At 51.4% G+C, this 12,524-nt stretch carries 10 protein-coding genes; all 10 read left to right on the top strand.

All coding sequences use genetic code 11. The annotated features are described in order from the left end of the window. Positions 1–434 precede the first annotated feature (434 nt). The 10 genes from AC0YOB_RS01600 to AC0YOB_RS01645 all read left to right on the top strand — a co-directional run bounded on the left by AC0YOB_RS01600 (position 435) and on the right by AC0YOB_RS01645 (position 12,470). Entirely contained in the window at positions 435–1,451 is a 1,017-nt protein-coding gene (locus AC0YOB_RS01600; RefSeq protein WP_210039396.1) for a LacI family DNA-binding transcriptional regulator, read from the top strand. A 13-nt stretch (positions 1,452–1,464) separates the two neighbouring features. Then, a complete protein-coding gene (locus tag AC0YOB_RS01605) occupies positions 1,465–2,337 on the top strand; it encodes a carbohydrate ABC transporter permease (RefSeq protein ID WP_210039395.1) in 873 nt (290 codons plus the stop codon). 12 nt (positions 2,338–2,349) lie between these two features. Further along, a complete protein-coding gene (locus tag AC0YOB_RS01610) occupies positions 2,350–3,177 on the top strand; it encodes a carbohydrate ABC transporter permease (protein WP_210039394.1) in 828 nt (275 codons plus the stop codon). A 136-nt stretch (positions 3,178–3,313) separates the two neighbouring features. Then, positions 3,314–4,666, top strand: coding sequence for an ABC transporter substrate-binding protein (locus tag AC0YOB_RS01615; protein WP_475791258.1), 1,353 nt, complete (start codon positions 3,314–3,316; stop codon positions 4,664–4,666). Between the two features lie 147 nt (positions 4,667–4,813). After that, complete coding sequence (locus AC0YOB_RS01620; RefSeq protein ID WP_475791259.1) at positions 4,814–6,079, top strand: amidohydrolase family protein; 1,266 nt, start codon at positions 4,814–4,816, stop codon at positions 6,077–6,079. A 16-nt stretch (positions 6,080–6,095) separates the two neighbouring features. After that, entirely contained in the window at positions 6,096–7,451 is a 1,356-nt protein-coding gene (locus AC0YOB_RS01625) for a sedoheptulokinase (protein WP_475791260.1), read from the top strand. A gap of 21 nt (positions 7,452–7,472) precedes the next feature. After that, positions 7,473–9,896 (top strand): alpha-mannosidase, encoded by a 2,424-nt coding sequence (locus tag AC0YOB_RS01630; RefSeq protein WP_475791261.1) that lies wholly within the window; start codon positions 7,473–7,475, stop codon positions 9,894–9,896. A gap of 189 nt (positions 9,897–10,085) precedes the next feature. Next, a complete protein-coding gene (locus tag AC0YOB_RS01635; RefSeq protein ID WP_210039389.1) occupies positions 10,086–10,229 on the top strand; it encodes a hypothetical protein in 144 nt (47 codons plus the stop codon). 357 nt (positions 10,230–10,586) lie between these two features. Beyond that, complete coding sequence (locus AC0YOB_RS01640) at positions 10,587–11,243, top strand: GntR family transcriptional regulator (RefSeq protein WP_475791262.1); 657 nt, start codon at positions 10,587–10,589, stop codon at positions 11,241–11,243. 57 nt (positions 11,244–11,300) lie between these two features. Beyond that, positions 11,301–12,470, top strand: a complete 1,170-nt coding sequence (locus AC0YOB_RS01645) for a helix-turn-helix domain-containing protein (protein WP_475791263.1) — start codon at positions 11,301–11,303, stop codon at positions 12,468–12,470. The last annotated feature ends 54 nt before the right edge of the window (positions 12,471–12,524 follow it).

A 12,524-nucleotide genomic window follows, 5' to 3' on the forward strand; every position in this document is an offset into this window, starting at 1 on the left:
ATTGACATCTCATCGACTAGCTATTATTATCAACTTATAAATTTTCTTTCATTGTAATTTGGGAACGTTCCCAAAAAGAAAGCCGCAGCATTCATTTCACAGACCGGGCGTTTGATGAAGCTGGGACTTTTTATTTCATCGAATTTGGGAACGTTCCCAAAATCTCGAAAATAGAAGTAAATTTTCATCTCTTTGCTTGTATATTTTCGAGAGCAGGAAGGTTGCCGGCAGCGCAAAAGTATAATACCGCGCCTTTAGATTTCAATCGTTTTTTAAAGAAAGGAACGAACCTGGCCGCCACAGGCTGCGCATCCGCATTTATCCATGAAGGCAATTAATGCGTGGCATTGGACCATTTTCATGATAAAATGGGAACGTTCCCAAAAAAGCGCATTCAATTTGGGAAACATCTCGCCGGAAAGCAGGTAAGACCAATGGGATCTACAATTCATGATGTCGCCAGGCTGGCCAATACTTCGAAAAGCACCGTATCCCGCTATCTGAATGGGCAAAAGGTGAAAAAAGCGACACAGGACGCATTGGAGAAAGCGATAGAGGAGCTGAACTTCCACCGCAATGCCAATGCCCGCAAATTAGTAATGAACAAGACCAATACGATCGGTGTCGTTGTAGACAATATCTCGAATATTTTCTACTCCGGAATCATTAGCGGCATTGAGCGGGTCGCCAAGAAAAAAGGCTACAACTGTATATTTTACAGCTGGACGTCAAATTATGAGAATGAGATATCCTTCCTTAATTTGCTGTACGAAGGTCAGGTGGACGGCATTATACTGGTCAGCTTCCTGAAACGGGAAGCGAAGGACTTGATCAAGATCAGGGATACGGAATACCCCATTGCTCTGATCGGCGATCATGGCGAGCTGGAGGGACTGTTCTCGGTGGATGTGGATAATGCGGCCGGCACCTCGGATATTGTGGCTTATCTGCATCGGAAGGGGCATAGAAGCATCGCCTACATTGCCGGTCCGGAGAACGCCGGCGCCAACAAATACCGGTTGAAGGGCTATAAGCAGGCAATGGAAGCCTTGAAGCTGGACTATCATCCGGAATGGGTGGTGGAGTCGAACTGGAGCAATCAGGGCGGATACCAGGCTATGAAAAAACTGCTTCAGCAGCAGGGCTTCACCGCTGTTATTGCCTCCAATGACGAAACTGCAATCGGAGCGCTCAGGGCCATCCAGGAGCACGGCTTGAACGTACCGGGCCAGATGTCGATTGTCGGCTTCGACGATATTACGATATCAGAATGGGTATACCCGTCCCTGACAACGGTGCGCCAGCCCTTCGAAGCCATCGGCATTCATGCGGCTGAAGGATTATTCGGCAAAATCGATGGCTATGAAGAGATGAACCAGAGCAGTCATTTATTAAAGCCGCAGCTGGTCATCCGTGATTCCTGCGACAACTTGAACCATCATTCACAATAGGGGGTGGAGGCCTATGAACAATAAAATCAATAAATCCATGTACGGCTACTTGTTTATTTCGCCATTCTTTATCGGTTTTGCGGTTATCGGCCTTGTGCCGATTCTGTACACCTTGTACCTGAGCTTTACCAAATGGGACGGATTCTCCGATCCCATTTACGTCGGGGTGGCGAATTACACGAGGCTGCTGCATGACAGCTTTTTCTACCAGACGATAGGCAACACGCTGATTATATGGATATTATCCATTGTTCCGCAGCTGATTCTGGCCTTGATTCTGGCCCTGGTTCTGAATGAGAAATTCATCAGAGGAAAGCATTTCTTCCGGGCCGTGTATTATTTTCCGCATATTGTGACACCGGTTACATTGGGTGTCATGTTCAGCCTGATGTTCGACTGGCAGACCGGGAGCATCAATAAGCTGCTGCTTCAGATTGGATTGATCGACGATCCCGTCAACTGGTTCAACAGCCCCTGGTGGTCGCGGATTATCGTGGCGGGCGTCATTTGCTGGCAGTATTTTGGTTTTAATATGATCGTCTTCATCGCCGGACTGCAGGCCATTCCTGATGAAGTGTACGAGGCGGCTGCCATGGACGGCGCGACCAAACGCCAGACTGCGATGAAAATCACGCTGCCGATGCTGCGGCCCGTGTTCCTCTTCACGATGATTACCTCGGTCATCGGCGGACTGCAGCTGTTCGATGCGCCGTTGATGCTGGGAGACGGTCCCGGCAATGCGACGAGGACGATGATTATGTATTTGTATGAAACGGCTTTCAAAACCTTCGATTACAGCTATGGTTCGGCAATTGCCTTCGGGATCTTTGCCGTCGTCATGTTCTTTACCGCAATCACTACATTCGCTGCAAGGCTAAGGGAATAAGGGGGAATCAACATGGTTGCAAAAACAAAAATTTCCAGCTGGTTTCTCTACATTCTGCTGGTCGTTGTGGCGCTGGTCTGCCTGGTCCCGTTCTACAGCATGATCATTACGTCCACGCATTCCAATTCGGAAATAGCAAGGGAGCTGCTGCTTCTGCCGGGCGATCAGCTTGCGGATAACTACAACCGGCTCGTAGCCTCCGTCAATATTTGGCGGGGATTCGCCAATACTGTATTTATTACCGTCACTTCAACGATTATTAATGTGTATTTCGCGGCACTGGCCGGCTACGGCTTCTCCAAATATAATTTCCGCTTCAAAAATGCGCTGTTTCTGTTCGTTCTGGGCACGATGATGATACCGGGCCAGCTTGGCATTATCGGCTTCTACAAGCTGATGGATACGCTTCATATGCTCAATACGTACTGGCCGCTGCTGCTGCAGTCCCTCTACAATGCCTTCGGAATCTTCCTGATGCGCCAATTTGCGGACAATTCGGTGCCGACTGAAATTATTGAATCCGCCAGGGTTGACGGATACGGAGAGCTGCAGATTTTTCACCGGATTATTCTGAGTTTGATGGGTCCGGCGCTGGCAACGCTGGCGATATTCTCTTTTATCGGCAAATGGAATGATTTTCTCACGCCGATGATTGTTCTCTTCGACGGTGATCTTCAGACGCTGCCGGTCATGATCGCCAGTGTGAAATCGCAGTTTTCATCCGATTTCGGCGCCCAATATGTCGGCATTGTCATTTCTGTCGTACCGCTGCTGATATTCTTCTCCATCATGTCCAAGAAGATTATAAGCGGCGTCGCAGCAGGAGCGGTGAAGGGCTGACCATAAGCGGGCAGCCGATTCCATTGAAAGAGGTGGTGCCAGGGTTTGGCAAGAGCTCGGATTGGCAAGAGTGTAAGCGCGTACGTGTACATGGGTCTGGACAGCAAGTTCAATAACTCTTAAAGGGGAGATCGTTTTGAACACGAAAAAATGGTTGTCATTGCTGTTTGCAGTTGTATTGGTGACGGGATTGCTGGCGGGCTGCGGCAAGAGCAATAATGCGAACAACGGGAACGCGCCTGCGGCCAATGATCCCGGCGCAGCAGCCGGTGAAGGAACGAACGCGGGAACGACGGGCGATAACGGGAACGCGCCGGCCAAGCTTGAAGGCAAGCTGGTCATATGGACGTTCTTCGATCAGGTAAAGGATATGGCGGCCAAGTTTGAGGAGAAGAATCCGGGCGTCACGATAGACGTTCAATTATTCCCCGGCGACCAGTATCAGACCAAGCTGCTCTCTGTTCTTCAGTCAGGCAAGGGCGTTCCGGATATCTTCGATCTGGAGCGGGGCTATATCGGCAAGTTTATTGATTCCAAATTTCTCACCGACCTCTCTGCAATGGGTGCGGAGGATCTGCTCAAGGACTACATTCCTTATGTTCAGGCTCTGGGACGTTCCGCTGACGGCAAGGTGCGTGCGATTTCCGATCATTCCTCGCCGGGCGGCTTCTGGTATCTCCGCGACAATGCCAAGAAATATCTTGGAACGGATGATCCCGATAAAATCAGCGAAATGGTCAGCAGCTGGGACAAGATCATTGAGCTGGGCAAGAAGGTTGCCCAGGACAGCGGCGGCAAAGTCCATCTGATCGAGAGCTCCGGCGACCTGTTCGACCTTGCAGCGTACAACACCGAGCCTTGGGTCAAGGACGGCAAGCTCAATATCGACACCCGGTGGAAAGACACCTATGAAATACAAAAGCAGGTCGATGCGGGAAATGTGGATGCGAAGCTTCCGTTCATGTCGGCCGGCTGGGGCAATGCCTTGAATGACGGCAGCGTCATTCTGACTTCCATGCCTGCATGGGCCAGTTTCATGATCGATAACAAAGATGACAAGGCAGTTGGCAAATTCGGCGTTGCCAAAACGCCGGAAGGCTTCTATATGGGCGGTACGTACCGCGGTATCTATGAGAAATCAGAGAATAAAGATCTTGCTTACGAATTCATCAAATATATCGCAAGTCCGGAATGGCAGGAGTACAATCTCGGCAAAACCGGGAACATGCCGGGGAACGCAACCGTTTATGAGAAAAATCTGGATTCCTTCAAATCGGGCTTTTTCGGGGATCAGAACATTCTGAAGCCTTATTATGAAACAATCAAGCAGATGCCTGCCGTGCAGGCGGACAAATACGGCGAGGATATTTTGAGCAAATGGAGAAAGGTCGCAGGCGAAGGGGTCACGAATAAATCCAGCTATGACGATGTCGTCGCGGCATTCAAGAAAGAAGTCAAAAATACGTTCCCTGAGCTTAGCGTCGACTAACATGCCTCGCGCACTCAAATAATCCGTTTTTCAAGGCCGGTGGTTAAGCGGACTGCGCTTGCGGAAATTGTTCCTAACGCTTCCGGACAGTTTCCGCATGCTCCGCCGGTTAACCACAGGTCTATAGGCTTGGAAGGAGAGACAACCATGAGCAGCATTCATGAATATATACAACAAATCCGTATGATAGACGGTCATGAGCATCTGGCAACACCCCAAATCAGAAAAAAAGAAAACCATGATTTCTTCTCATTGATGCATTATCTGGACTCCGATTTGGTTACGGCCGGCATGGAGCGCGGCATCCTGAGCAGGCGGAGCCAGCTCGGCGATGAAGAGAAAGCGGGTATTTTCTTATCATACTGGCAGCAAACAAGCAACACGACCTATGCGCGGATGTTCCGCACAGCGATGGAGGATTTGTATGACCTGCGTGACTGGTCCGTGGACGGGATTATGCAGGCCAATGACAAGGTGAAGCAGGCGACCCACGATCCGGATTGGTATCATAAAGTAATGGTGGAACGCTCGGGAATCGATCTGGCCTTCACGCTGATCCAGACGACAGAGCTGGATTACGATCGCTTCCGCCCCATCATGTTTATGGATTTCACCTTCAAGCTGCGATCGCTGCAGGACCTTCAGGATGTGGAGAAGAACGCCGGAATAAATGCGCATGATTTGCGGCAGTACCTGGAAGCCGTGGATGCCTTGCTGCATAGATATGTGCAGGAGGGAATGGTGGCAACCAAGCTGGGTCATGCGTATTGGCGGACATTGGCAAGCTCGAAGCCGACGATGTTCGAGGCGGAGCAGGTCTTCAACCGGCTGCGTGCCTCTTCGCTTGCGCAAAGCTTGTCCCAGGAGGAAACACAGCCGCTTCAGGATTATTTGATTCATTTTATTATCCAGCGTTCCATCGCTTACGGACTGCCCATTCAAATCCATACCGGGCATCATGAAACCAGTGTTTCGGGCAATGGCAATCTTATTTCGAATTCCAATGTGGAGGGATTGATCCCCCTGCTGCTTGAATACAGCGAAGCCAAATTTGTGCTGCTCCACTGCGGCTATCCGTATGCGATGAGCTATTTGAGCATTGCCAAAAATTTCCCCAATGTTTATGCTGATTTTACCTGGATGTATATCATTTCACCGACGGCGGCCAAACAAATCATGCATCAGATGATTGAAATGGTGCCGCAAAACAAAATTCAGGGCTTTGGCGGCGATTATAATTATATCGAGGGTACCTATGCGCATCAGAAGCTGGCCAGAAATCTTGTTGCGGAGGTGCTGACGGAGAAAATGGAGGAAGGCGCAATGGGAGAAAAGCAGACCATGGCCTTCGCCGACCGGATATTCCGCAATAACCTGATCGATCTGTACAAGCTGGGTGATATGAAAGCTTAAACAAGGGGGATCCGTTATGTATACGGCGGGCATTGATGTGGGTACAACATCCATATGCATCCTGGTCCGGGAGAAAATCAGCGGTGATGCGGTCAAGGTGGTCTCCTGCCCGAATGATGCCGCCACACAGGCAGCGCACAGCTGGGAGCAGCTGCAGGACCCGGAGCGTATTATCGCGTCCGTGGAGGAATTGATTGCGGCCTGTACAGCCTATTGGCCGCAGGTGGAGGGTATCGGCATCTCCTGCCAGATGCATGGGATCCTGTATGTGGATGAGAGGGGGAAGCATGCAAGCCCCTTATATACTTGGCAGGATGGCCGGGGGGACCAGCAGCTTGAGCCCGGCCTTTCTTACGCGGGCAGGCTGAGGGAACGAACAGGCTATCCGGTCTCAACCGGTTATGGTTTGGTGACGCATTTCTACAATGTGCACAGCAAAATGGTTCCCGCGCAGGCCAGGCGCCTGTGCACCATCGGAGATTATCTGGCGATGCGGCTGTGCGGCGTCTCTGCACCGGTTATGGATGCGTCGAATGCCGCATCTCTGGGTCTCTTTAATCTCAGGAACAGAGAATTTGACAGGGACGCGGTCAACAAGACCGGCATTGATCCATCCATATTGCCGATGCTTGCGGATAACGATAATCCCCTTGTTGGACGAACGGGGGACGGCAAGCCGGTATTTTGCGCAATTGGAGACAATCAGGCCAGCTTTATCGGAGCTGTTGCCAGGGCAGAGGATTCCTTGTTGGTTAATGTCGGTACGGGCTCGCAGATTTCGGTGTACAGCAATACTTATGAGAATATAGCAGGTTTGGACACACGCCCTTTCCCGGGCGGGGGTTATCTGCTCGTGGGAGCATCGCTCAGCGGCGGCAAATCCTATGAGCTGCTGGAGCGCTTCTTCAGGGAGATCTGCCATGCCTTCACGGGCCAAGAGATGAGTGAGTCCGCATTGTTCGACACCATGAACCGGCTTGCGGTCGCTTCATTGGAGGCAGACGAGGCTTTGCCTCTGGTTGGAACGCAATTTTATGGTACAAGGGATAAGCCGGATGCGGCGGGAACAATTACAGGCCTGAATGCCCTGAATATGCGGCCGGGAGCGATTATTGCCGGGTTTCTGCAGGGCATGACGGAGGAACTGCTTGCTTTTGCACGGCTGCTGCCTGCTTCCCGGCTGGAAGCGGTAAGCTGCCTGGTTGGTTCAGGCAACGGCATCCGCAGGAATCCGGCTCTGCAGCGGCTGCTTCAGGTGAAGCTGGGCCGTCCTCTGCTGTTGTCCGGGGTGGAGGAGGAAGCCGCCTGCGGAGCCGCTGTTCATGCGGCTAATGGATTGATGAGATTGAAGGCAGACGATGCGGACTCATAATGATTGGGAGCTGATGAGAGAATGAAAGACAAGAAACTGTATATGATCGGCAATGCGCACCTGGATCCCGTATGGCTGTGGCAGTGGCAGGAAGGGTTTCAGGAAGCCAAGGCGACCTTCCGTTCCGCGCTCGACCGGATGAAGGAATCAGAGGATTTCATCTTCACCTCAAGCTCTGCGGCCATGTATGAATGGGTCGAAAATAACGATCCGGCGATGTTTCAGGAAATTAAAGAGCGTGTGCAGGAAAAGCGCTGGAATATCGTTGGCGGGTGGTGGATTCAGCCTGACTGCAATATTCCAGGCGGCGAGTCCTTTGTCCGCCAAGGGCTGTATGGGCAGCGGTATTTCCACGAGAAGTTCGGCGTAACCGCCAAGGTAGGCTACAATGTGGACAGCTTCGGCCATAACGCCATGCTGCCGCAGATTTTGAAGAAGAGCGGCATGGACTATTATGTGATGATGCGTCCCATGCCCAATGAGAAAGGGCTTCCCGGCCGTTTATTCTGGTGGCAGTCCGACGACGGCTCCAAGGTGCTGACCTTCCGCATTATGTTTGAATACTTGTCCTGGGGCAAGGAGCTGGACAAGCACGTCCGCCGTACATTGGCTGAATTCAAGGAGCCCGTTAGCGACCTCATGCTGTTCTACGGTGTCGGCAATCATGGCGGCGGTCCAACGAAGGAAAACATCGCCAGCATCCGCAAGCTGAACGGGGAAGCAGACCTGCCGAAACTGGAATTCTCCACGCCGGACCGTTATTTCCGCGACATGGAGGAGAAGGGACTGGAATTTCCTGTCGTCCATGACGATCTCCAGCATCATGCCAGCGGCTGCTATGCGGCCCATTCAGGCATCAAGCAGTGGAACCGGCAGGCCGAGAACCGGCTCATTGCCGCCGAGAAATATTCCGCTCTTGCCTCATGGATTACCGGCCAGCCGTACCCCAAGGAGTTCGACCGTGCCTGGAAAAACGTCTTGTTCAACCAGTTCCATGATATCATGGCGGGAACCAGTCTGGAGCCTGCCTACCAGGATGCCATGTATTTGTATGGGGAAGCCATGGCGATAGCCGACCGTTCGCTCAATTATGCCGTACAGTCCTTATCCTGGAACATCGGCATTGAACAGGATGAAAGCATGAAGCCGATTGTTGTGTTTAATCCGCATGCATGGTCAAGCCTCGTGAATGTTGAGTTGGAAACAGGCGGGGTTACAGACAAGACAGTGCTGCTGGATGACAACGGTCAGGTTATCCCCTTCCAGACCGTGCAGTCACAGGCATCCGCGAGGGGGCGTTACCGGCTCAGCTTCCTGGCCGATCTGCCTTCGCTCGGCTACAGGACGTACCGGCTGGTTCTGCAATCCGAGTCGCTTAAGCCTGTGGGAGTACCCATTCAAGCAAGCGACCTGGTGCTGGAAAATGACCGGTACCGGCTTGAATTCGACCGGGATACCGGATATATCGCCAGCCTGAGGGACAAGAAGGCAGGTCATGAGGTATTTGGGGGCGAGGCGGCCAAACCCGTAGTTATTGAGGATAAGTCGGACACCTGGAGCCATGATATCCTGCATTTCAATCAGGTCATCGGCGCCTTCAAGGCGACGAGAGTGTTCCGGGTAGAGCATGGACCGGTCAAGTCGGTCATCCGGGTTGTCAGTGAATACGGCAGCTCCAGGCTGATTCAGGATTTCTCCATGTATGCGGGACGTGACGGGATCGATGTCCATATTACCGTTGATTGGCGTGAGCAGTTCAAGATGCTGAAGCTGGTATTCCCGATGAATGTCGTGTTCAGCAAGCATACGTATGAGATTCCTTACGGTACGATCGAGCGCGAGCATAACGGGGAAGAAGAGCCGGGGCAGAGCTGGGTGGATTATACCGGACTTGTTCAGGGCACCAACCAGGTTTATGGCGTGAGCCTCATCAATGATGCCAAGTACAGCTACAGCATTCATAACAAGGAGCTGGCTTTAACCGTACTGCGCAGTCCCATCTATGCGCATCATGTTCCCTTTGTTCCCGATCCGGACGGCGAATATACGTTCATCGACCAGGGCGTTCAACGGTTCTCGTATTCGCTGCTGCCGCATGAAGGGTCCTGGGAGCAATCGGGTGTCGTCCAACGCGCAGCCGAGCTTAACTGCAAGCCGGTTGCGGTGATTGAAACCTATCATGAGGGCAAGCTGCCGCAAACGGATTCTTTTGTCACGGTCGACAGCAGCAATATTATCGTCAGCGCCATCAAGAAAGCGGAGGATAACGACGATCTCATCGTCCGCTGCTATGAGACGGATAAACGGGCCGTAACGGCCGAGGTCAGCCTTCCCAAGTGGGGAAGAACCATCCGCGCGTCGTTCCGTCCATCCGAGATCAAGACTTTCCGCATTCCCCTTGATCCGGAAGCGGTGATTGTCGAGACAGATTTGCTCGAATGGTAGAAGGGGGGCCGATTGAAGGAAATGCGGCGGGACAATTTGGGCTTGCGACCGCTGTTCCAGCCGGATTGTCGCTTTCCGGGCTGTGTCAGCTTGTTTGCCCGCCCAGAATTGTTAATCTTCTCTAATCTTGGTTAACCTATTACTGCCTTGCGAGATCAAGGCAAGCCGCAGTATCGGGAGGTAAGCAGCATGGCTCGTAAAAAGCAGTCTATTGACGCCAAAAACTTGGCCCTGGAGACCAGATCCAAGCAAGCGGAAGATCATCTGGCTGCCTCCACCTCGGAGAATCGCAACCAGAAGGGCCATGTGCCAAACAGTCCGTCAACGGGCTGACAAGGTCAGAAACCAAGGAAGAAGCGGCTGTATCCGTTCATTGACGGTGCAGCCGTTTTTTTCTTGACCTCATAGTCAAGTTTCACGCCTGTTAATGTCTATAAGGTTAGTTGCTTCATACTCTCGCATGAATATCGGGAGATGTTTTCACTTTGCTCATCAGCGTTATTCGTCGGTTTCCGGGTTAGAACCTTATAATCATCTATCGCAATTTAAACAGCTGTGCAATAACAATCGTCACTGTTAGACGTAAAACGACAAAAAACACCAAAAAACAACTGTTGTTTCCACCAGCAACAACCTCTATAATAAACCTAAGCGAAAGATTATCGATAATCGATAATCTTGAGAGGAGCAGTGAAAGCCATACGGGGCAGTCAGGTAGATTATCCAATCAACTCGATTAGTGAACATGTTTATGCGGATTTGAAGAGGGAAATTCTCGCAGGCGACCTTCAGCCGGGCACCCGGCTGATCGTTACGGAGATTGCCGGCAAATTCCAGATCAGCCAGGCTCCGGTGCGGGAGGCGCTGGAGAGATTGAAGCAGGAGGGCCTCATTACGGGCATTCCAAACAAAGGCTCGGTAGTATCCACGATAACGGCCAAGGAAATCAAGGATATCTTCGTCCTTCGCGAGATCATCGAGGGCTTCGCGGTCAGACAATCGATGCCGCTCATGACGGAAGAGGATTACAGCCACTTGAATACGATCATCTGCGAGATGGATAAAGCTACCAAACAAAATGAACTGCTGGCCATATTGGAGCTTGACATGGATTTTCACGGATTCTTCTATAAGCGATGCGACAATCACGCGGTTCTGGAGCTGTGGAATAATATGCGCACCAAAGTCATGCGGTTTATGGCAATTTCGAACAGGCATTATACAACCAATGTGCTGGCCGAGTGGCATCAGCTTCTCATGGACGCTCTGAGGTCGGGAGATGCGGATGCGGCGGAGGCCGCTTTTATCGAGCATATGCACGCCTACAAGCTGATTGATCTGGATTAGCTTCATGAATCTCATGCATCTTGCATTACCATCCTTTCATAAAAGGGGAAATGGAGCATGCTAAGCGAAGGGCTATTGTTCAAGGACGATGTAATCTTGACCTGGATGAGAGACCGTTTTCTTCAGGATCTTGTGCTGGGGCGGAAAAGCGCTGGCGCGAATTTGAAGGAGAGCCTGTCCCGCCTGAATTTGAATCCGTATTATACCTATCCGGCGCTGGCGCTGCTGGAGCCGGTATCTCCGGATGGTGACGAGCACGAAATGGTGCTCCTGGTCGAAAGGATGAGGGATTATTTGCAGCAGCAGGTTGCCGGCGGAAGCGTCGTATTTATGGATGAACAAAACCGGATCGGACTGCTGTTCTCCTGGGTATCCAAGGAGTTCCTGGAAGCGATTCAAAATATGCTAAGCCAGCAGTTCAACCTTCCCGTGAATATCGGCGTAGGCAAGCCATGCAGCCATCTTTACGACATCAATCAATCCTACAGGCAGGCTTCCCGCGCGCTGAAAAACAAATTTTATCGTGGAACAGGGCAGATTATCTACTACAGCGAGCTTCGCCGGTATGTGTCCATGAGCGATTATCCGGCTGACAGGGAGAAGGATCTGCTGGATTCCTTGAAAGCGGCCGATTCCACCGCGGAAATCGAAGAGGCCGTCAACGAGTTTTACGACAGGCTGCTTGAGAACGGTCCGATCGATATTAAGAATATGTATGAGCTGACCGTCCGCCTGCTTATTGAAACCGAGAAAAGATTGCTTGCCAATACCAATTATGTTAACGCTTACAACAAGTTTGAAATCATGTCCATCGTGAAGATGCAGACGCTGCAGGAAATTAAGACGTACGTCAGCCATTTCTTCTCGGGTGTCAGAGAAGTGATGTCGCCCGATCAGAAGGAGAGCCACCGCAGCATCATCAAGAAAACGATCCATCACATGGAGCAGGAATGCCAGGCGGTATCCCTGCAGAGCGTGGCACAGAAGGTATATATGACACCGACCTATCTGAGCCTGCTCTTCAAGCTGAACACGGGCAGAACGTTCATCGAGCATCTGACGGACATCCGGATCGGCAAGGCCAAGGAGTTGCTCAAAACCACTCATTACAAAAATTACGAGGTGGCGGAGCAGGTGGGATATCAGGACCCCCGTTATTTCAGCCAGATTTTCAAGAAAAAAGTCGGTCTGTCCCCGACGGAATACCGGGAATCGGTCGGCAAATAAAACAAAAAAAGAAGGACTCTGGAAGCGGCTGATCCGCTCTTTCCAGAGTCCTTC

The sequence above is a fragment of the Paenibacillus sp. JT31N17 genome (genome assembly GCF_056269255.1).

Coding starts and splice junctions, on each gene's coding strand:
- AC0YOB_RS01625 (WP_475791260.1), top strand. CDS start 6,096: ATGTATACGGCGGGCATTGATGTGGGTACAACATCCATATGCATCCTG.
- AC0YOB_RS01620 (WP_475791259.1), top strand. CDS start 4,814: ATGAGCAGCATTCATGAATATATACAACAAATCCGTATGATAGACGGT.
- AC0YOB_RS01610 (WP_210039394.1), top strand. CDS start 2,350: ATGGTTGCAAAAACAAAAATTTCCAGCTGGTTTCTCTACATTCTGCTG.
- AC0YOB_RS01635 (WP_210039389.1), top strand. CDS start 10,086: ATGGCTCGTAAAAAGCAGTCTATTGACGCCAAAAACTTGGCCCTGGAG.
- AC0YOB_RS01645 (WP_475791263.1), top strand. CDS start 11,301: ATGCTAAGCGAAGGGCTATTGTTCAAGGACGATGTAATCTTGACCTGG.
- AC0YOB_RS01605 (WP_210039395.1), top strand. CDS start 1,465: ATGAACAATAAAATCAATAAATCCATGTACGGCTACTTGTTTATTTCG.
- AC0YOB_RS01600 (WP_210039396.1), top strand. CDS start 435: ATGGGATCTACAATTCATGATGTCGCCAGGCTGGCCAATACTTCGAAA.
- AC0YOB_RS01630 (WP_475791261.1), top strand. CDS start 7,473: ATGAAAGACAAGAAACTGTATATGATCGGCAATGCGCACCTGGATCCC.